19 protein-coding genes are annotated in these 18,847 nt (G+C 46.5%); 18 read left to right on the forward strand and 1 reads right to left on the reverse strand.

The genetic code is table 11. The annotated features are described in order from the left end of the window. Nucleotide 1 precedes the first annotated feature (1 nt). The 13 genes from ADU22_RS07180 (at nucleotide 2) to ADU22_RS07240 (ending at nucleotide 13,064) form a co-directional block, all read left to right on the forward strand. Complete coding sequence (locus ADU22_RS07180; RefSeq protein ID WP_053361545.1) at nucleotides 2-1,339, forward strand: TadA family conjugal transfer-associated ATPase; 1,338 nt, start codon at nucleotides 2-4, stop codon at nucleotides 1,337-1,339. Between the two features lie 2 nt (nucleotides 1,340-1,341). After that, the gene (locus tag ADU22_RS07185) at nucleotides 1,342-2,304 is read left to right on the forward strand and encodes a type II secretion system F family protein (protein ID WP_053361546.1); all 963 of its coding nucleotides are present in this window, start codon (nucleotides 1,342-1,344) and stop codon (nucleotides 2,302-2,304) included. A gap of 3 nt (nucleotides 2,305-2,307) precedes the next feature. Beyond that, complete coding sequence (locus ADU22_RS07190; RefSeq protein ID WP_053361547.1) at nucleotides 2,308-3,240, forward strand: type II secretion system F family protein; 933 nt, start codon at nucleotides 2,308-2,310, stop codon at nucleotides 3,238-3,240. A 30-nt stretch (nucleotides 3,241-3,270) separates the two neighbouring features. Continuing rightward, a complete protein-coding gene (locus ADU22_RS07195; protein ID WP_053361548.1) occupies nucleotides 3,271-3,645 on the forward strand; it encodes a helix-turn-helix domain-containing protein in 375 nt (124 codons plus the stop codon). Nucleotides 3,646-3,728: 83 nt separating this feature from the next. Then, the gene (locus tag ADU22_RS07200) at nucleotides 3,729-5,090 is read left to right on the forward strand and encodes a glycosyltransferase family 2 protein (protein ID WP_053361549.1); all 1,362 of its coding nucleotides are present in this window, start codon (nucleotides 3,729-3,731) and stop codon (nucleotides 5,088-5,090) included. A 52-nt stretch (nucleotides 5,091-5,142) separates the two neighbouring features. After that, a complete protein-coding gene (locus ADU22_RS07205) occupies nucleotides 5,143-5,436 on the forward strand; it encodes a DUF5658 family protein (protein WP_053361550.1) in 294 nt (97 codons plus the stop codon). Nucleotides 5,437-5,759: 323 nt separating this feature from the next. Beyond that, nucleotides 5,760-6,800, forward strand: a complete 1,041-nt coding sequence (locus tag ADU22_RS07210) for an ABC transporter ATP-binding protein (RefSeq protein WP_286132393.1) — start codon at nucleotides 5,760-5,762, stop codon at nucleotides 6,798-6,800. Then, nucleotides 6,775-7,563: an ABC transporter permease gene (locus ADU22_RS07215; RefSeq protein ID WP_053361552.1), complete on the forward strand. Its 789-nt coding sequence runs from the start codon at nucleotides 6,775-6,777 to the stop codon at nucleotides 7,561-7,563. The genes ADU22_RS07210 and ADU22_RS07215 overlap by 26 nt, the downstream gene beginning before the upstream one ends. Before the next feature lie 11 nt (nucleotides 7,564-7,574). Next, entirely contained in the window at nucleotides 7,575-8,366 is a 792-nt protein-coding gene (locus ADU22_RS07220; protein ID WP_053361553.1) for an ABC transporter permease, read from the forward strand. A gap of 100 nt (nucleotides 8,367-8,466) precedes the next feature. Then, nucleotides 8,467-8,823 carry an SCP2 sterol-binding domain-containing protein gene (locus tag ADU22_RS07225; RefSeq protein ID WP_053361554.1) on the forward strand — a complete coding sequence of 119 codons (357 nt, stop codon included), beginning with the start codon at nucleotides 8,467-8,469 and terminating at the stop codon, nucleotides 8,821-8,823. 331 nt (nucleotides 8,824-9,154) lie between these two features. Then, entirely contained in the window at nucleotides 9,155-10,384 is a 1,230-nt protein-coding gene (locus tag ADU22_RS07230; protein ID WP_053361555.1) for an ATP-binding protein, read from the forward strand. Between the two features lie 159 nt (nucleotides 10,385-10,543). Further along, nucleotides 10,544-11,746 carry an HD-GYP domain-containing protein gene (locus ADU22_RS07235; protein ID WP_053361556.1) on the forward strand — a complete coding sequence of 401 codons (1,203 nt, stop codon included), beginning with the start codon at nucleotides 10,544-10,546 and terminating at the stop codon, nucleotides 11,744-11,746. 136 nt (nucleotides 11,747-11,882) lie between these two features. Continuing rightward, nucleotides 11,883-13,064 carry a hypothetical protein gene (locus ADU22_RS07240; RefSeq protein WP_053361557.1) on the forward strand — a complete coding sequence of 394 codons (1,182 nt, stop codon included), beginning with the start codon at nucleotides 11,883-11,885 and terminating at the stop codon, nucleotides 13,062-13,064. 19 nt (nucleotides 13,065-13,083) lie between these two features. On the opposite strand, the gene ADU22_RS07245 is transcribed toward ADU22_RS07240, so the two are convergent. Continuing rightward, a complete protein-coding gene (locus ADU22_RS07245; protein ID WP_053361558.1) occupies nucleotides 13,084-14,163 on the reverse strand; it encodes a M20 family metallopeptidase in 1,080 nt (359 codons plus the stop codon). A 177-nt stretch (nucleotides 14,164-14,340) separates the two neighbouring features. Here ADU22_RS07245 and ADU22_RS07250 point away from each other — a divergent pair, with 177 nt between their 5' ends. The 5 genes from ADU22_RS07250 (at nucleotide 14,341) to ADU22_RS07265 (ending at nucleotide 18,807) form a co-directional block, all read left to right on the forward strand. Continuing rightward, nucleotides 14,341-15,486 carry a DEAD/DEAH box helicase gene (locus ADU22_RS07250; RefSeq protein ID WP_053361559.1) on the forward strand — a complete coding sequence of 382 codons (1,146 nt, stop codon included), beginning with the start codon at nucleotides 14,341-14,343 and terminating at the stop codon, nucleotides 15,484-15,486. Nucleotides 15,487-15,594: 108 nt separating this feature from the next. Further along, entirely contained in the window at nucleotides 15,595-17,097 is a 1,503-nt protein-coding gene (locus ADU22_RS07255; protein ID WP_053361560.1) for an amidase family protein, read from the forward strand. A 57-nt stretch (nucleotides 17,098-17,154) separates the two neighbouring features. Next, nucleotides 17,155-17,289 (forward strand): protein YpzF, encoded by a 135-nt coding sequence (gene ypzF / locus ADU22_RS25390; RefSeq protein ID WP_277620304.1) that lies wholly within the window; start codon nucleotides 17,155-17,157, stop codon nucleotides 17,287-17,289. A gap of 129 nt (nucleotides 17,290-17,418) precedes the next feature. Further along, nucleotides 17,419-18,147 (forward strand): CBS domain-containing protein, encoded by a 729-nt coding sequence (locus tag ADU22_RS07260; RefSeq protein ID WP_053361561.1) that lies wholly within the window; start codon nucleotides 17,419-17,421, stop codon nucleotides 18,145-18,147. A 75-nt stretch (nucleotides 18,148-18,222) separates the two neighbouring features. After that, nucleotides 18,223-18,807 carry a general stress protein gene (locus ADU22_RS07265; protein ID WP_082252801.1) on the forward strand — a complete coding sequence of 195 codons (585 nt, stop codon included), beginning with the start codon at nucleotides 18,223-18,225 and terminating at the stop codon, nucleotides 18,805-18,807. Nucleotides 18,808-18,847: the final 40 nt, after the last annotated feature.

The raw sequence follows: 18,847 nt of genomic DNA on the forward strand, positions 1-18,847 counted from the left end.
CTTGTCACTTTTTAATCGGTATAAAGAAGAAGCTGCTGCAGGCGTTGAGGCTTCTCCGCAAAAGCAGGTCGTACAGAAGTCGAAAGGCTATTGGGAAATTGAATCTACCCTTCACACGTACCTGCTGGATGAGCTGAAAAAATACCCTGGTCAAAGCACAGAGGAAGAAACCAGGAAGATTGACGAGCTAAGCCAGGCATACTTTGAGGAAAAAGAAAGCCGTCTTAGCTTCGAAGAAAAGCAGGAAATCATCGAATCTGTCAAATATGAATTATTGGCCTATGGACCAATAACCCCTTTGCTCGAGAACTCGCTGGTCAGTGAAGTCATGGTGAACAGCCCGGGTGAAATTTATTATGAAAAAAATGGGAAGCTGCTCCGCAGTGATGCGGTTTTTCAGGATGACCAGCATGTGCTTCGAGTCATCGAAAAAATCGTGTCGCCCATTGGCCGGCGCGTGGATGAAAGTTCGCCAATGGTTGATGCCCGTCTGCCTGACGGTTCCCGTGTGAATGCGATCATCCCGCCGCTCGCATTAAAAGGGCCGAGCCTGACAATTCGTAAATTTTCGGACAAGCCGTTTACCATCAATGATTTAATCCGGTTTGGAACTCTCAGCAGCGATATGGCGCAGTTCCTGGACATCTGTGTAAAATCCAAACTGAATATTTTTATCTCTGGAGGTACTGGTTCGGGGAAAACCTCCACTCTTAATGTGCTGTCTTCCTTTATCCCCAACGAGGACCGCATCGTGACAATCGAGGATGCGGCAGAGCTGAAGCTGAATCAGGACCATATCGTTTCACTGGAGTCCAGGCCGCCAAACATTGAGGGGAAAGGGCATATCTCCATCCGGGATCTTGTGCGGAACTCACTCAGGATGCGCCCTGACCGGATTGTCGTTGGAGAGGTCCGGGGTGCTGAAGCGCTTGATATGCTGCAGGCGATGAATACGGGCCACGATGGCAGCTTGAGCACGGGCCATGCCAACTCGCCGAGGGATATTATTTCACGCCTGGAGACAATGGTTATGATGGCGGGGTTTGATTTGCCAGTGAGAGCGATACGTGAACAAATTGCCGGTGCCATTGATCTGATTGTCCAGCAGGCTAGATTGAAGGATGGCACTAGAAAAATCACCCACATCACCGAAGTGCTCGGAATGGAAGGCGACACGATCGTTCTCCAGGACTTGTATTTATTCAGGGAAACAGGCTTTGGCACTGATGGCAGAATTCAAGGGCAATTTGTTTCGACAGGCATTCGTCCAAACTTCACCGAGCAGCTGGAGATGAACGGATACGAAGTGCCTGCATCCTGGTTTGCGAGAGAGTGGTAGAGATGGAAGAAATTCGTTTGCTCACTGCTATTTTCATAATTACTAGTCTTGTATGTTTCCTGTTTCTTAAAAGTGCAAGCAAAAAAAGGAACATCGCAAAACGAGTGGAAACCTTCTTGCCCGCCGATCACCAGGAAGAGTCCAGCAAGCCGGACGGGCAAAAATCCAATCCACTTAAAAATATGGTTTCGTCTTTTTCAAAGGTTTTGCAAAACGTGGAGTTCAGTAAAAAAACGGAGAAGCTTCTGCTTGAAGCGGGAAGCCATTTAAAGCCTGAAGAGTTCTTCGTCCTTAAACTTTTCACCGTGGCTGCTTTGGGACTGTTTGTCTATGTAATGGCTTTGCCATGGTACATGTATTTGGCCGCATTTCTGGCCGGTTTTATTGTTCCGGATGTCTACATGAAGCGGAAGCGGACGAAGCGCTTAAAGCTGATTTCCTATCAGCTGGTGGAAATCCTGGGAATGATGGCCAATTCCATGCGTGCCGGCTTCAGTTTTATGCAGGCGATGCAGCTGGTTGGCAAGGAAATGCCGGATCCGCTTGGTCCTGAGTTTGAACGGGTCGTCCGTCAGGCTGGCCTGGGTATCCCGCTTGATGAAGTGTTTCAGGAGCTGGTCGAGCGCCTTCCGAATAAGGAGCTGGAAGTGGTTGTCCGAGCAATCCTCGCACAGCGGAAAAGCGGCGGCAATCTGGCAGCACTGATGGAAACAATGGAAGAAACCGTCCGCGGCCGGATTCGAATCTTGGAGGAACTGAACACCCTGACAGCACAAGGGAGGATGTCTTCCTGGGTCATCACCCTGCTGCCGGTAGGGTTGGGTTTGTATCTGGCAACGGCCAATAAGGATTACTTCGGTCCGATGCTTGATCATCCGCTTGGTCTGGTCATGCTGTCAATGGCCGGTGTCTCCATCATCATCGGTTGGCTTTTTATCCAAAAAATTATCAAAATCGAGGTGTAGGAAATGGTGAATTTGCTTCTTCTCCTGCTGTCAGCGGGATTCTTTACCGTTACAATCGCAGCCGTCATGCTTACCCTCTTTCGCCGGAGCCTGGCATTCGACAAACGGGTAACCATGTATTTTGGTGACATTTCCAGGCCGGAAGTGGCAGCGGCGGCTACCAAAAACAAAACTGGAATGCTCTCGGGATTATTAAAATTTTACTGGGAAAAAGGAATTTTGCATTTAAATAAAAAGGTATCGCGTACTGAAAAGAAAAAGCTGGATTCCCTCTTGAGGGACGCAGGACATCCCTTCAAGTCGGCCGCTGAATTCCGGCTATTCCAAATGGTGCTTGGTGCAGGTGCCGGAGCATTCTTTGCCTTCTTAATGGTACCGAATGCGGAAAAGGCGGCAAGCGGGTGGATGCTGGCATTCACCGTTGCACTTCTTGGTTTCCGGCTTCCTGTTTTCTTTCTGGGGAAAAAGGCGACAGCCAGGGTTAAGCAGATTAATAAGGATATGCCGGATTTCTTCGATACCGTCAACCTGCTGCTTGAAGCGGGCATGGGGCTGGACTTGGCCCTTGCAGAGGTATCCCGGAAATTAACGGGGCCTCTTGCCGATGAATTCAAGCAGGCCCTTGAGGACATGAAACTGGGAATGTCCCGCAGAGAGGCGTTTTATGAATTAAGAAAGCGGGTGCCCTCCGATTCCTTTCAAAGTGTCATCAACTCTTTAATACAAGCGGACCAATTGGGAATCGGAATGGCCAAGGTGCTTGGAAATGTAACCAGGAGGGTCAGGGAACAGCGTAGGGAAGCGGCACGTGAACAGGCGATGAAAGCGCCGGTTAAAATGTTGTTTCCAATGGTGTTTTTCATCTTTCCATCCCTGTTTATTGTCATCCTTGGACCGCTCGTGATCACGCTTGTAACCAAAGGGTTGGGCGGATAATGGCAGATATCATGAATTGGAGTGCTGCTGATGGATATCGTTGAAATGGAAGAGAAGTATGGAATGAATGGCAATAAAATAAAGGACCTTCGAACCGGGAGGGGATTGAGCTTAAGCCGCCTAAGCGAGCTTACGGGCATATCCAAATCCTATTTGAGCATTATTGAAAGGGACCTGCATAAAAACCCTAGCCTAGATATTTTGGAAAAGCTTGCAAACTTTTTCCAGGTGGGTGTGGAGTACCTGGTGAAGAATGAAGGGGTGGCGGAACTCGTTCCTCCTCCAGCCAAACAGCCTATTAAGACGACACTCAAGCTTGAAATTGAACTATCAAAGGAGCAAATTACCCCCAAAAAGCTGCAGCAAATTACCGAGCTGATTGAAAAGTTAAATGAAGATATCTAGGTATATTTTTTTAGCAATATGTTCGTTATATAAAACGCAAGTGTTTCATTTATTTTACAGAAACCAGAAAGCAGGTGCCCCCAATGAACACCTTCTTCACCATTTTCACTCTCGTCATTTTTGCAATCTGCCTGATTTTCCCGCTCTATCATATGGTGAACGCACTGCTTGTCTTGAGGAAGAAGCCTTATTACATGGAGAAGCAGGTGATGCTGAAGGAGAAGTGTTTCAGCATCCTCGTGCCTTGCTACAATGAGCAGACGATCATAGACACAACGATCCTGGGAATAAATCGTGTGAATTACCGAAATTACGAGTACATTCTAATCAATGACGGATCCACTGACCAGACGTTTGAAACAATGGCAGAACTGCTTGATTTGGAAATCCAGAAAATAAAGCCGCATGAAGGCCTGGAATTTGCCCCAGTCCGCGGGGTTTACCGTTCCAGGAAAAATTCGAAGATCATAGTCATTGACAAGGTCAATGGAGGCAAGGCAGATGCGCTAAATGCTGGGATTGCCTATGCTTCCAGTGAACTGGTCGTCACCTTGGACGCCGACAGCATCCTCGATGAACAGGCATTGTCGATTATCAACAGGGCCTTTACTGATCAGCAATTAATCGCGGCTGGCGGCAATGTCCATATTTTGCAAGGCAGGAAATTCAAAAATAATGTTTTAAAACCGACCATGGTGGTAAAGACCATTGTTAAATTCCAAATTTTAGAGTATTTGAAAGGTTTCTTTATCTATAAAGCGTCATTGGCGAAGTCCAATGCCCTCTCCATAATTTCTGGAGCGTTCGGCGTTTTTAAACGGGACGTACTCCTGGAGGTGGGCGGTTATCGTAAAACGGTCGGTGAGGATATTGATATTACCCTAAAGGTCCAGAATTTCAAAAATGGCAGGAAGGATTTAAAGGTCGCCTTTATTCCGGAGGCCATCTGCTATACCGAAGTTCCGGAAACGTGGAGGGATTTATTCAAACAGCGAATTCGCTGGCAGAAGGGGTTTATCGACTGCGTGATTCTTTATTTTAAAGATTTCATTCCGGCTATTTTTAAAAATCCGCTGTCCTTCTTTTTCATGCTTGATGCCTTGTTTGTTGGAGTCATTTGTTCGTTTCTAACTGTATTTGGATTCATCTTCCACTGGATCTACTATGGCGACCTTAGTGCCTTCCTTATATACCTATGTGTTTACATCGCCGTAAGCCTGCTCTACAATATCATCGCCATCCTGATTTCGTATTTTTATCATAACAGCTTCTCTGTCAAGGACCTTCTGCATATACTGTTAGTGCTTGTCCTGGATATCGTCTTCTTTAGGCTTCTTACGCTTTTTTACACCCTCTTCGGCACAATCCAGTACTTCCAGAACAAAGACGAATGGAATAAAGTGGCCAGAACAGGGCGAGCCTATCATATGGAGCAGACGGGCTGATAAAGTAATATCTCTTTGTTCGTTATAACGTGTATCACTGAAGGAGAATGATATGAAAAAATTATTCCACTACCTCTCCCTGCTGAATCTGTTTGATGCGGTTGTGACCCATTACGGGCTGAAGAACGGTTTGATTACGGAAAGCAATCCGTTCATGGACAGGGCCTATCAGGCGGACCCTGTCCTTTTTCTCCTAATCAAGCTTTCGTTGTCACTTTTGCTGTATGTATTTATTGCTTTTAACAAAGTGCCCGCAACTATGCTTGTGAAGGGCGTAACCATTTTCGCTTCCATCTGTTACACCCTCGTATTTGCCCTTCATTGCTGGTGGCTGCTTTTCTTATAGGAAGGGAAGCGGCTGCGTAGCACCTATTCGCCATCCTTCACACGATCCCTCCGAACTTTGTCGACAACTTTATGAACATTTATTAAAAATAAAAATATACAAAACTTTCCTGTGGAGTTATAATTTGAGAGTAAATGAGAAAAGGAGGCAGGAAAAATGATTGATTATAAAGGAAAGACCGCTGAAATTTCATATGAGTTAAAAATGACCTGCCTGTTTTTGTGCCGTTAAGCATACGTATGCCTGCATATGCCTAGCCACAGACATGCTTGTCTGTGGCTTTTTTGTGCGCAAAAACAGAATGTACGTTCCTATGAATGGAGATGAAATTTATGATTACCGTTGAAAATCTACAAAAGGAATATAAATTGGTAAAGCGTGACCCTGGGCTGAAGGGCGCTGTCAAATCGCTGTTTCACCGCCAATATGAGACCAAAATGGCGGTGAAAGGAGTGGATTTTACAATAAATCAGGGAGAGACCGTTGGCTATATCGGCGCCAATGGAGCGGGAAAATCGACGACCATCAAGATGCTGACAGGGATTTTGACACCGAGCGCCGGAAAGGTGACCGTGAATGGGCTCGTTCCTTATGAAAACCGCCAGGAAAATGCCCGCAGCATTGGAGCTGTATTCGGGCAGCGGACCCAGCTGTTCTGGGACATTCCGGTGCGCGAGTCTTTTAATCTGCTAAAGCATATTTATGAGATTCCCGAGCAGGAATTTGCAGAGACGGTGGCGATGTTTACGGAAGTGCTGAATCTTGAGCCGCTCCTTGGCATACCGGTCCGCCAGCTTTCACTTGGACAGAAGATGCGCTGCGAACTGGCGGCTGCCTTCCTGCACAGGCCGAAAGTCGTGTATCTCGACGAGCCGACAATTGGACTGGATATCGCGGTGAAGGTGAGGATCCGCAAGTTCATCAAGGAAATGAACAAGATTTGGGGTACAACGGTGCTGCTGACGACACATGATATGCAGGATATCGAAGAGATTTGCGACCGGATCATCATCATTGATGAAGGCAGGATTCTTTATGACGGCGGGCTGGAGGAAATTAAGGTGCAGTTCGGGCAGAAGCGGGTCATTCATTTTGACCTGCCGGAGCTTGGCTCTCCTTTCATCCTGCCTGCACCGCTGTTTGGAATGGCCGAGGTGCTGCCAGCATCAGAAGGGGAAGCGAAGGTGAGCCTGTCTTTTGACCATGAACGGGTGAAAAGCTCATTTGTCATTTCGGAAATGATGAACAGATATGACATTCAGGACCTCACGATTGCCGACCCGAAAATCGAAAGCATTGTGGAAGAGCTTTACAACCGCAGGGAGCAGGGAGGAACGTATGAACAAGTATTGGCAAATAGCTAAAGTGAGGATGCAGGAGGACACGGCCTATTCTGCCTGGTATTGGGCAGGGACGGTTTCGTCCATTCTCCGGCTGCTGATTATTTATTATTTCTGGCAGGCTGTATATTCAAACCGGTCAGCCATCCAGGATATCGACTTGGGGACGATGATCACCTACATTGTTGTTGCGATGCTGCTGCAGGGCTTTGTCGGCGGCGTCGGGCAGGACCTGGCTGAAAATATCAAGAACGGGAATGTTGCGATTGAGCTGATGCGGCCTTATGACCTGATTTATAAGATGTTTGCCGTCGACCTTGGCTCAAAGCTAATGCATTTAATCAGGGGAACCATCCCGATGATGCTGATCGCCTTCTTTTTTATGGATATAACGTTTCCGGGAAGCCTTGAAGCGTGGCTGCTATTTATCATTAGTGCCGGCCTCGGCCTTTGGATTGAAACGTTCTTTGATTTTCTTGTAGGGGTGCTGGCTTTTTGGACGGTGAACATTTGGGGAGTGCGCGTGCTGAAGGAGTCGCTGGTTACGTTTTTTTCGGGGGCTCTCGTGCCGATTTCGCTATTTCCCGATTGGCTCCGCGTTATCACGGAGTTCTTGCCGTTTCAGGCGATGGTGTATTTGCCGGTATCAATCTATTCGGGAATGATCTCAGGCACCGAAGCTTATTTGGCGGTGGGCCTTCAGTTGTTCTGGCTGATTTCATTCTACGTTTTGGTCAGGGTGATCTGGGCGCAGGCTGTTAAACAGATTACCATCTTTGGCGGATAGGAGGGGAAAACATGCGCCGCTATGCGAAATTGTACTGGGAGTTTGCCAAGAATCACATGAAAGTGATGATGGAATACCGGATTGATTTTATAATCGGAGTACTTTCGGTGATTCTGGAGCAGTTTGCTTCGATTTTCTTTATTAAAGTTGTGTTTGATCATATTGAGCAAATCAATGGCTGGTCTTTCTATGAGATTCTGTTCATCTATGGAATTGCGGCCACAGGACGGTCAATCCACCATATCTTCTTTGATAACCTATGGACGCTGGGCTGGCAGTATATCAGGCCAGGCCAGCTCGACCGCCTTCTGATTCGGCCGATCAACCCATTATTTCATATCGTAGCTGACCGGCTTCACCAGGATGGATTTGGCCAGCTTATCATCGGGCTGATTATCCTGGGCACTGCGATACCGCAGCTGGACCTGGCCTGGGGAGCAGTGGAAATCGCTTTGCTTGTTGTGATGATTATTTCATCCGGCCTGATTTTTGTAGCTGTTAACCTATTCTTTGCGACTTTTTCCTTCTGGATGATTGACAGCCTGCCTGTCGTTTGGGCCGTGTTTAATCTTAGCGATTTTGCACGTTACCCGCTGACCATTTACCACAAAGGCATTCGTACGTTTTTAACCTGGATCATTCCTTATGGCTTTACCGCTTTTTATCCAGCGGCTTATTTTATTGATAAGTCCGGTTTCAGGGAATTGGCTTTATGGACGCCTGTGGTGGCTTTGGTTTGCTGTGTAATCGCCTATTCTTTTTGGAACAGGGGCTTAAAGTCGTTTGCGAGTACCGGCAGCTAGTAACTTCTTTAATGTTAAAATAGTGCTAAACTATTGAAAATATTTGTAAAAAAGTTTAAAATTTTCTAAAAATAACTCTTATCTTTAGGAGGTTAGTCCAATGACAAACAGCATCAGGGAGAAGGCCATTCCGGAAGTGTGGCAGGAAATACAAAAGGCGCTTAACGAAAACCCTGTTCCGTATGAGGGAGTCAATGTGGTTTACCAATATGACATTAGCGGCAGTGATGCGGGGACCTATCAGCTCCTTCTCGCTGGCGGCCGTGCTGAAGTCGTGGAAGGGTCTCCTAAAGAAGCGGCATGCACACTAAAGCTGTCTGATAAAAACTTTAAAGAAATGATGCTGGGCAACTTAAAGGGAACCACTGCCTTCATGATGGGCAAACTGAAGATTGACGGAAGTATCGGTGAGGCTCTTAAACTTGAAGGCATTTTGCAGCAATATGATTTCAAGTGAATAATGCCTTCCTCCCCGCTTAAAAGGCTTCGCTTTCCTCCTTTAAAGCGCCGGGGGTCAGGCACCGAAGGGGGACAGGAACCATCCTGTCTCTTTGCCGTGTTTAGGCTGAAAGAGATTGTATTTTGCAAAAATAACGGTTGTAGTTTGTAAAATGCTGGATTACATTGAAACGGGTACCCATATGGAATGATATGTATTAAAATAGATAGGTTAATGGGCCTAGTCTGGATTGCGTGAATAGATAGCTATGCTCAGATAATAAATTTTAAACTGATGCTATAATGAGGGTATGCTTATTTTTACACAAATTCAAAGGAGAACCTGGAATATGACGGGGACCAGGGAACAAACATTACGAATAGAAGAAATTAAGGCAATCAAGTTATTTTTAACGTTGTTTTATACTGCTTATATCGGATTTGATTTCATATACCGCTATGCCTTTCCTCACTTTGTCAAAATGACGCCTGTAGGCTTCCCGGACAGAGGACTTGGCTATATTGCTCATTTCCTATTATTGATGCTGCTGCCGGCAGCGCTTTACATGGCAAAAAAGGGAAATCCATTCCGTATTAAATACATGTATTTTTTTGTGTTTCTTCTTATAGATTTTGTTGATAATATCCTAATTTATTGGGGGACGGATAATGATTTTTCAAGCGGGAATATTGTAGAAATCCTTTTCTTGCTTTTTGCACCGATTTTTGTAAATAAGCGTTTCTTTTGGATTGTTTCCATTGTTATGTCGCTTAAATATGTTGCTTATGGCTTCTTGTTTCAGACTACAGCAGTCATTGTTCCAATTGTATTGATAGTTTTCTTCGGCAGTTTCGGCTTTATTTTGCTTACGAGGATTATCTCCTATGTTAATGGAATGGTCAGGCTGTATGAAGATTCCCAGCAGAAAGAAAAACTGGCTGTTGTGGGACAAATGGCAGCTTCGATTGCCCATGAGATTAAAAACCCTTTATCAGCTTTAAAAGGATTCACACAGCTTCAGCAGGAAAGAGACGGGTCAACAGAAAGCTTTTATCCTATTATGCTGAATGAGATCGATAGGATCAATTTGATCGTGTCCGACCTCTTGATCATCGGGAAGCCGAACTCCTCCTCAAAGCGGCCAGCTAGCATCGAGAAAATCTTAACTTATGTTACCTCTATCATTGAACCGCAGGCGGTCAGGCAGTCGGTCGATATTCATATGAGGATTAAAGGCCAGGTGCCTAAACTTTACTGTGATGAAAACCAAATCAAACAAGTTTTTATCAATCTCGTAAAAAATGCGGTTGAATCAATGCCAGAGGGTGGCAATGTGGCGATTGATGCCAAGTACAGCCACAATGAATTTGTCATTAGTGTTAGGGACGAGGGTGAAGGCATTCCTTCGGATATAATTGCTAAACTTGGCGAGCCGTTTTTTACCACAAAACCCAACGGAACCGGACTTGGTTTAATGGTAACAAAGAAAATTATTGAGGAGCATGGGGGCAGGTTCGACATTAGAAATAATCCCGATAAAGGTGCAACCGTACAAATTATACTGCCTGGACAAAAATAATTAATAAATTATCTACAATTATATTCAATTGTTGTATTCTTGTGATAGAACTTTTGGTTTATAATGTTATCAGAGTGTCGATTGATGACGAATTCGTTTAGGTAAAAAGTAGGGTTTTGCATCGTCAGAATTTGAATTGAAAACACGCGGGGTAATAATATGCATGATAAAATAAATCAACAAGCCTTTATCAATACAGAGAATCGCACTCTAAAATGGTTTCTCGCTTTGTTCTATTTCATCTATTTCTTTTATGAGATATTTTATCAGGTTATTTATAGGGACTTTTTATTATATGGAGAATCTGAGAGCCCCGGGCTATTGAATTTTGTAATGTATGCATTAATCTGGGGACTGCTGCCCATAACATATCTACTTTTAAAAAGAGGCAAAATATTTCTAGTAAAGTATTTCTTTGTGTCTAGTTATTTTGTGATTTCCCTTATTTGTGAGTCAGCCATCTTTTTCTACAGTACGGAATCCTATAGAAGTGGAAATGCAGCAGAAGTTATGCTGCTGCTATTTGCGCCGATTTTTGTAAACACAAATTTCTTTTTGTTTGTAAGCGGGGGCCTTTTATTAAAATATCTGATTACTGGCTTATTATTTGGCGTAACAGAAGTAATATTTGCCATAGCGCTTGTGATAATTCTTGCTTTTATCTCTTTGTTTATATTGAAAAGATTCCAGGTTTATGTAGGAGCTATCCAAACTTCATACAACAACCAGTTGGAGGGTATCGTAAAAGGTGTCATTGCTACGATTGAGTTGAAAGATCCGTACACAAGAGGGCATAGTGAAAGAGTCGCCTATTATGCAAAAACCCTGGCCACGTCTTTAAACAAGTTCTCTAAAGACGAATTGACATCTTTTTATTACGCCTGTTTATTGCATGATATTGGAAAGGTCAGTATACCGGACGCTATCCTAATGAAGCCAGGCAGATTAACTGCCGAAGAATTTGAAGTGATAAAAACCCATCCTGATGTGGGCACCGAAGCAATACGCAAAGTGGATGGAATAAATATGAGCATCGAGGTTATTAAGTACCATCATGAACGCTGGGATGGGACGGGTTACCCTGAAAAACTGAAGGGGAAAAATATTCCTTTGTTGGCTAGGGTTGTTACCATTGCGGATGCGTTTGACGCAATGACTTCGTCACGGTCCTATCGCAGTGCCATGTCTGTTGAAGAAGCTTATAACCGAATTGTTGAAGGAAAGGGAAGCCAATTTGATCCAGAACTGGTAAAGGAGTTTCAAAAGATCTTTCCTGAATGGGTGAATTATCATCAAGCCTATGATTGGGTTGATGCAGTTCCTCTTCAAAATAAAGCAGAAGGCAAGGAGGTGGCGAAATGAAAATCCGTAAGCTGTCCAAAGTTAAAACAACTTGCTGGTGGTGTGTGTTTATGCCAGGAGCGGGAAGAGGATGAAGAATGATGGGATGCCAGCAATTTGAAGGCATCCCATATTTATTTTGAAAGGGTGCTTCGAAATGGAACTGCACAGTCATTCTAAAGTAACTCTTAATCCCTTGAACATTCGTAAAGACAGGAAACATTACATTGTGGAAGATTTGGATTCAGGTGATTTTTACGAAATGCCGGAAGTGTGTATTGATGCAATCGGCCTGATCGGTGAAGGGAAGGATTTGCATTCCATTGAAGAGGAACTAAGGGAGCGGTTCCCAAACGAGGATGTAGACATGAAGGGTTTCGTCCAGGACTTGCTCGACCTCGGCCTCATCCGCACCATCGACGGCAAGGAAGTACCAAAAAGGACTGCCCAACCCGCCGAAACCCCGGGTTTGACCTGGATTCCTGAAAAGGCAGGGAAATTCTTTTTTAATCGTGCATCCTCCCTGGTTTATCTGGCTGCCCTTCTTGCCAGCGCCGGTATTCTGATGGTTCGGCCCGGGCTGTTCCCGGCTTATAAAGATATCTTTGTATTTGATTTGATGATGTATAATATTCTGGTTTTTCTGGGCCTGACGTTTTTGCTTGTTGTGCTCCACGAAATCGGGCATGTGCTGGCAATGCGGGCGGAGAGCCTTCCGACAGGGATCAGCCTGGGACACCGTTTGTTTTTTATTGTGCTTGAAACCGATATGTCGAGGGTGTGGACATTGCCGCCTCATAGAAGGTACAGGCTTTATCTTGCGGGTCTGGCTTTTGATGCTGTCGTTTTATTTGCTGCGCTGCTGGTCCAGCTAGTTTTTTCTGGGCATGCACTGTCGGCCGGAATCGCTAAAATGGCTGCCTTTAGCACGTTCATCCGCATTCTTTACCAATGCTGCGTATATATGAAAACGGATCTGTATTATGTGATTGAGAACCACTCCGGCTCGTACAATCTAATGGAAAATGGCCAGAATTACCTGAGGCGTTGGCTGCCTTTCCTGTCGGAAGTGAAAACGAGCAAGGAATTTGCCGGCGAAGAAAAGTGGGTTCGGCCTTATGCGTTTTTTTATCTTGTTGGCATTATGATCACCATCGCCGTTTTAGCCTTTTATAACCTGCCGCTGATTATCCATGCTGCTATGCTGGTGATACCGGGGTTTTCTGAGCCGGCCACCTCTATCCTCTTCTGGGATGCTGTTGTCTTCTTTCTTCAATTTGTGATTATGGCAGCCCTGCTGCTGCATTCCTGGTCCAGGAAATACCGCTTAACGAATTAAAGACAGCCTGAGGCTGTCTTTAAAAATCCCTGGCATAATCAAGAAGCATATTTTTATACACTTCAAGGGAATGGATGTGGACAAACTCCTCGTCCCCGTGCCAATTGTTGCCGCTAGGTCCGAATTCAATGGCTGGAATCCCTCTTTCGGCAAAAAACTGTGCATCGGATGCACCATGCTGACCGAAGAAGACGGCCTCTCCGGCTGTGTGCTTTTCAACAATCTTCTTCAGCTTTTGAATATAAGGGTCCTCTTTATCCGTTTCGACAGGGGAGATGCTTGCATGGACAGAAATTTCCCCATCGGCAATTTCCTGGATTTGCCGGATGATTTCGTCCGGATCCTGGCCGGGAAGGTAGCGAAGGTCAAAGGACATTGTGCAGCTCTCCGGGACTTTGTTGTAAACTTCTCCGCCCTGGACCTTGGCCCAGTTGACAGAGGGATAAGGGTAAAAATCGGAACTTTCCTTCATAAAAGGAAGCTTCAGGATCTTTCCGTGAAGGGTGCATGCTTTGGCAATCGCATTCTCACCTTCCCACGGGCGGCTTCCATGTGCCGGGGTACCATGTACTTCCACATCAAACTGGAGAAGCCCCTTTGCTTCGAGGGCGATTCCCAGCTGGGTAGGCTCCGAGCAAATGACAAAGTCGCCAATATAATCGTTTTCGACAAGGTAACCGGAGCAGTTGTCTCCGCCGGTTTCTTCGTCTGATACAATCTGCAGCTGGATTTTCACGCCAAGTTCTTCCTCTTTAAGCTCCGCCATGGCGCACATCATCGCGGCCACGCCGGCTTTCATGTCGGCTGCTCCGCGTCCATACAGCTTTCCGTCCTTCTCCATTGGAATGAACTGCATTTTCTTTCCGCTGACAACATCCACATGGCCGTTAAAAATCAGTGTTTTCTCTCCGCTGCCGATCTCGCAAACAAGCATTTTATAACCGTTGTTTTCAATTAATTCCGGATTGAGGCCATATTCCCTCAGCCAGTGGCAGCAATATTCCACTGCCTGGTTGGCGCCTTCCTTATGGGAACTGTCAATCAGCAGCAGTTCTTTTAGCAATGTTTTTACACTTTCGAGCGTTTTTACATTGTTCATATTGCCCCTCCTTGTATTGCCTTTCAGTCTTTTCATACCACAATAAAAGCTTCCCAATCGTAGAAAATGGGAGCTTTAAGCAGAAAAGCAGATCAGCCTCCAAATGCTTGCTGGACTTCTCCGGCCGTTTTAGCTAGTATTCTTTTTAGGAAGAATTGCGTAACAAAGGAGACTATAATGTCAGAAAATCAAACAATCTTTAAAGAGCTAAAGCCTTTTTTACAGGAAAACTGGGAGAAAAGCGGATTTACAACGCCTACGGATGTACAGACAAGAGCGATTCCGCTGATCCTTGGCAATACCGACGTGATTGCTGAATCACCAACGGGAACGGGCAAAACACTTGCCTACCTATTGCCTGTTTTAAATAAAATCGATTCTCAGAAACGGAATGCTCAAGCGGTGATTCTTGCTTCTTCACAGGAGTTGGTTATGCAGATCCTTTCCGAAGTGCAGAAATGGGGGGAAGGCAGCGGAATTACTTCCACTTCCATAATTGGCGGTGCCAATCCGAAGCGGCAGCTGGAAAAGCTGAAGAAAAGCCCGCAGGTGATCGTGGGCACTCCAGGCAGGGTTTTGGAGCTGATCAAACAAAAGAAGCTGAAGATGCATGAAGTCAAAACCGTCGTACTTGATGAAGGAGACCAGCTGCTCGTCCCCGAACATCGCAGCACGGTTGAAAGCATCATTAAATCCACTCTTGCAGACCGCCAAGTGCTCCTGTTTTCGGCAACGCTTCCCAATCATACGGAACAGGCAGCAAGAGAGCTTGTCAAAGACGCGGAAGTCATTAAGATCAAGCAGGACAGTACGATTCAGTCAGCAGAGGTGGAGCATATCTATTTTATCAGCGAGCAGCGCGATAAAATAAAAATCCTGGAAAAACTGTCCCGGCTGGATGCCTTCAAAGGGCTGGTGTTTCTTAAGGATATCGGCAATCTTCAGGTAAGTGCCGAAAAACTGAACTACAAAGATATTCCTGCCCTGATGCTTCATAGCGAGCTGACGAAACAGCAGCGCCAGGCCAGTCTGAAGCAATTCCGCGAGCGGAAGAATGCGATGCTGCTTGTGACGGATATTGCGGCCCGGGGCCTTGATATCAAAGGGGTCACGCATGTGGTCCATTTCGACTTTCCGCGTGACCGTGAACAGTACATCCACCGTTCCGGCCGGACTGGACGCTTTGGTGCCGAGGGGACTGTCATTTCGATTGTCAATGAACGCGAAGAACGCGAGCTGAAACAGTTCTGCAAGGAACTTGGAGTCAAACCGGCGCAGAAAGAGTTTTACAGCGGCAAAATCGTGGATGCAAGTAAAAGGTAAATCGTGTGAAGCCAGTGGCCTATGCCATGGCTTTTTTTTTGCAGCTGCAGGAAAAAAGCCTCAAACAGCCGAAATTATTCTTATCTTCTTCAGAAAGGAAAACAACCTATGGAAAATCCTAAACTAAGGAAGCTGAGGGATGGCTGGCTGCCTGAGGCTACGATTGATGAAATGCAGGAAAAGCTGGCGAGCGGCGAGCTGACATCAAGAGATCTTGTGCTTATGTACATGAGCAGAATAGCGCTTTATGATAAAAGCGGCCCTCGCATCAACTCGGTGCTGGAACTCAACCCGGATGCGCTGCATATTGCGATGGCACTCGATGCTGAAAGGGCCGGGCACGGTCCCCGCGGCCCGCTGCACGGCATCCCGGTTTTGCTGAAGGATAATATTGATACTCATGACAAGATGCACACCAGTGCAGGATCGCTTGCCCTGGAACACTCGATTGCTCCTCGGGATTCGTTTGTGGCCGCACAGCTTCGCAAAGCGGGGGCTGTCATTTTAGGAAAAACAAATATGACGGAATGGGCCAACTTTATGGCAGTCGGAATGCCGAGCGGCTACAGCTCGCGCGGCGGCCAGGTGCTGAATCCATATGGGCCGGGCAAATTCAATGTGGGCGGATCCAGTGCAGGTTCCGGGGCGGCCATCGCCGCAAACCTTGCGGCGGTCGCTGTGGGAACGGAGACGTCAGGGTCGATCCTCAATCCGAGCGCGCAAAACGCGCTTGTGGGCATCAAGCCGACTGTTGGACTCATCAGCAGAAGCGGAATCATCCCAATTAGCCACACTCAGGATACCGCCGGTCCGATGGCCAGAAGTGTTAAGGATGCCGCTTATCTGCTTGCCGCCATTACAGGCAAGGATGAGAGCGACCCGGCCACATTGACGGGTCCAAAGCTTCAGCCTGCTGATTTTACCTGCAGCCTGGAGCACGATGGATTGAAAGGCGTAAAGCTGGGAGTGCCAGGAGATCTTGTGTTTTACGAAGAGCTGACTGACGAAAAGCGAAGCCTTTTTGAACAGGCCCTGGCGAAGGTGAAGGAGCTGGGCGCGCAGCTTGAGGAGGTATCACTTCCTTCCGCTGATGCAGACTGGGACTATGATGTACTTGATTATGAGTTCAAATCGGGTATCAATGCCTATTTAGGCAGGCTGCATCCTTCCGTAAAGGTGCGCAGCCTTGCTCAGGTGATTGCTTTTAATAAACATCATATGGAGAAGATGCTCAAGTATGGCCAAAAGATCCTGCAAGGTTCGGAGGACACGAGCGGAACCCTGACAGAGGAACAGTATTTAAAAGCGCTGGAGCATGACCAGTACATGTCAAAAGATCATGGAATTGATTATGCCTTGTCAAAGGGAGGGGCAGCGGCCCTGATTTTCCCTCATGACCATGGCTCGGACATTGCGGCCCGGGCCGGCTATCCATCGATTACGGTTCCGGCGGGATACACAGCAATGGGCGAGCCGTTTGCGATAACTTTTACAGGCCATGCCTATAGTGAGCCCCAGCTTATCAAGCTGGCCTATGCCTTTGAGCAGGCAACAAAGGTCCGCCGTCCTCCCGTACTGGAAGTTGCCGCCAGCATGGAGGAGGAAGCATAAGGATGGGGCAAACGTCCATACTACTTTTATGATGCTATTGTAAAGGAGTAGAGGAGTATGGGCAGGACAAAGCTTGGCAATGCGAATGCACAGCGCAACAACAACAGGAAAAAAGGCCAGCAGAACAGTGAAGAACTGGTAGAGTGGACAACCGGCCAGAAGGCGAAGAAGCCGAACAACCCGATAGATTGATGTGCACATGCCCGCCGGCTACCTACTGGCGGGCATCTTTATTTCCTGTAAGGTTTAAGAGGGGTGTGCACGCTTTATTTAGTGTAGAATGGGTATTATTTGTATTATTTCGTAGTGGAGGGAACAGCTTTGGAGAAATCGACCGAAAAAACACAGTCTGGCCGGTTCGAGGTAGCCTTTAACCGCATTCACCGCTGCCTGAAAGACATGGTAAAGGATGCCGGCAGCGACGCATTTGTCGAGCTGCTGAACAGCGGCTACAAGAACCATTCCATCATCCGCAAGTATAAAAATGAGCTGTACCAGTTCGCCAAGCTAAGGAACGCGATTGTCCATGAAAAGGTGGATGTGGATTATTATATTGCCGAGCCTCATAAGTCGGTCGTCAAACGGATAGAAGAAATTGCCGCCCATTTTGAAAAACCGCCTTTGGCGATGGGAGTGGCCTCTTCGCCAGTATTTTATTACTACGATGATGCCTTGTTAAAGGATGTGCTGAAGGCGATCAATAAATTTGAGTTCACCCGCTTTCCGATTTACGATCAAAGCAATGAATACAAGGGGCTGCTTACATCCTCCGATATCATCAGATGGATGGCCAAGCAGCTGACAAGCAATGTCATCTCGCTTGAAAATGTCAAAGTACGTGAACTTTTGCGAGACAACAAGAAATATTATGTGGATTTTATGGCCGAAGACACATCCTTTTATGAGGTTGAAGAGCTTTTTGACAGCTATCATATCAAAGACAAAAAGCTTCAGGCTGTGATTCTGACTGAAAACGGAAAATCGGACAGCAGGCCAAAAGGAATCATCACTCCTTGGGACCTCCTGGACCCGGATCCAACGACAGATTAATCTTTATTTGGAAGTTTACGGATTCTCCAGGCGGGTACTTTTAAAAAAGACTACTCGTCCAAAGGAGGATTTCAAATGTTGAATGAACATGAAAAACACCTGGTAGGAATTTACGATAATGAACGAGAAGCAATCGATGCAGTAGAAGACCTGAAGCGTCAAGGCTATAGAGCCGAGGATATTTCGGTCATTGGTAAAAATAAGGAAGAAGTAGCTGAAATCAACGATGAAACTGGCACAAAAGCTGGGGAAGGAGCGGCTGCTGGTGCGGCTACAGGCGGCATCCTTGGCGGCTTGACCGGGTTGCTTGCCGGAATCGGTGCGCTAGCAATCCCTGGAATCGGGCCAATTGTCGCTGCAGGACCAATTGCAGCGACATTGACTGGCGCAGCAGCAGGTGCTGGTGTCGGCGGCCTTGCCGGAGCTTTGATCGGCATGGGTCTGCCTGAAGACGACGCCGAGCGCTATGAAGGCTACGTGAAAGAAGGTAAAATCCTAGTGGTTGTAGAGCGCCGTGACAACACTATCAAAGATCCGCTGAACACTTCAGCTGACCGCAATGTAACAGGCGGAACACTGACTGGTGCAGATCCAACGGATGCACCATTGACATCAGACAACCCAGCCAACACCCGCCTGGGCCATAACCGCGAATTTTAATAATGAATGAACTGAAACAGGTCCCGTTATGCGGGGCCTG

Origin of the sequence: Bacillus sp. FJAT-27251 (genome assembly GCF_001273925.1) — a bacterium.
Taxonomy (GTDB): domain Bacteria; phylum Bacillota; class Bacilli; order Bacillales; family Cytobacillaceae; genus Mesobacillus_B.